We start from the raw sequence: 1,682 nt of genomic DNA on the forward strand, positions 1-1,682 counted from the left end.
AGAAGCTGTTGCCTTTTCGATCTTGAGCGGTGGCGGTCGAACGCGGGTTCCCGGTCGGGTGATCCTGCCCTGGCGAGGGCATGAGGAAGGGACCTCCTGAACAGCTCGTGGGTGTCGAATCCATGGAGCAACAGGAGGCCCCGGTGCTGCAGTCTTCCGTGTCGATGGCCGGGCAGTCCAACTCGGCCGCTCCAACGTGTGATTGCCTCGCGCACGTGTACGGCAACGCGGCCGACCGGCCTGAACGGCAGCGCCGGTACCCGTCTGACATGACGGACGAGGAGTGGGCTGAGGTCCGGCCGCTGCTGCCGACACCGGGCTGGATGCGCGGGCGGGGCGGCCGGCCGGAGGGATACTGCCACCGCGCGGTGCTCGACGCGATCCGCTATCTCGTTGACAACGGCGTCAAGTGGCGGGCGATGCCGGCCGACTTCCCGCCGTGGGACCGCGTGTATGCCTTTTTCCGCCGCTGGCGCGACCACGCCCTGGTCAAGGAGTTCCATGACCGGCTGCGCGGCCAGGTCCGGATGAGGCTGGGCCGGGACGCGGAGCCGACGGCCGGTGTGATCGACTCGCAGTCCGTCAAGGCGGACGCCGTCGTCGGCGCCGACAGCCGCGGCTTCGACGGCGGCAAACAGATCAACGGGCGCAAGCGACACGTCCTGGTCGACACCCTCGGCCTGCTGCTGGGCGTCATGGTCACCAGCGCGGATGTCGGTGACCGCGCCGCCGCCCAGGTCCTGCTGCACCAAGTCGCCGACGCGCACCACCGGTTGGCCCTGGTCTGGGCGGACGGCGGCTACACCGGCAGCCTCGTCGAGTACTGCCTGGTCACGTTCGCCCTGGTGCTGGCGATCGTCAAGCGCAGCGACGACATGCGCGGCTTCGTGGTACTGCCCAAGCGGTGGATCGTCGAGCGCCTCTTCGCCCACCTGATGCGAAGCCGCCGCCTGGCGCGCGACTTCGAACGCCGCACCACCAGCGCCGAGGCGATGATCTACTGGTCGATGACCCTGCTCATGACCCGCCGCCTGGCCCGCTCACGCCGCGGGCGAGCGTGAACCGGCCCGGCGCCGGCTCGGCCAGCCAGCCTCGCGCGACCAGGCGTTTCGCCTTCGACCTCAGTACCTCCACCCTCGCCGGAACCACGTCCATGCCGAACACTGCGGCCATCTCCTGGCAGGTCAGCGGACCCTGCCCGAGCCGGGCCCGGTCCGCGAGCGCGGTGAGGATGCGCTGGTAGTCCACCGACAGCACCGACCACACAAGCCCTTCACGCCACACCGGCACCTGCGACTTCGCCTTCGCCGCTTCCGGCGTTGACGATGCCTCCCCGGCCTGCCCCTCGGCTGTCGGTGCTGTCCTGCCGGCCTGGTCGTGACCATGCCCAGCCTCGTCTGCCGGGGCAAGCACCTCGCCCACCCGCGAGCGAGCGATGGCCCATTCCTTCCAGTCCCGCTCGGCCACGGCCAGTTCAGCCTGGATGCGGTCGGCCTCCTCCCGCAGCTCGTCCACGCGACGGCGAGCCACGAGCTCACGCTGTTCCAGCAGCCCCACGACCGACGGCATCCATGACCTCCACAGCAGCGGCGACACGACAGACCACCACTCCCACAGGAACACCGACCCTACGCCCGACCAGCGAAAACACCGTTCTCAAGCCCGGAAAGACAACAGCTTCT

General features: G+C 69.5%; 2 protein-coding genes. One reads left to right on the top strand and one right to left on the bottom strand.

Features of this window, described 5'->3' with window-relative positions; all coding sequences use genetic code 11:
• The first annotated feature begins 269 nt into the window (after positions 1-269).
• Entirely contained in the window at positions 270-1,061 is a 792-nt protein-coding gene (locus tag ACFY1L_RS55960) for an IS5 family transposase (RefSeq protein WP_351330815.1), read from the top strand.
• On the opposite strand, the gene ACFY1L_RS55965 is transcribed toward ACFY1L_RS55960, so the two are convergent.
• Entirely contained in the window at positions 1,018-1,569 is a 552-nt protein-coding gene (locus tag ACFY1L_RS55965) for a hypothetical protein (protein ID WP_351330817.1), read from the bottom strand. The two genes, ACFY1L_RS55960 and ACFY1L_RS55965, sit on opposite strands and share 44 nt — an antisense overlap.
• Positions 1,570-1,682: the final 113 nt, after the last annotated feature.

Source organism: Streptomyces sp. NPDC001663, assembly GCF_042893105.1.
GTDB lineage: Bacteria > Actinomycetota > Actinomycetes > Streptomycetales > Streptomycetaceae > Streptomyces.

Coding starts and splice junctions, on each gene's coding strand:
- ACFY1L_RS55960 (WP_351330815.1), top strand. CDS start 270: ATGACGGACGAGGAGTGGGCTGAGGTCCGGCCGCTGCTGCCGACACCG.
- ACFY1L_RS55965 (WP_351330817.1), bottom strand. CDS start 1,569: ATGCCGTCGGTCGTGGGGCTGCTGGAACAGCGTGAGCTCGTGGCTCGC.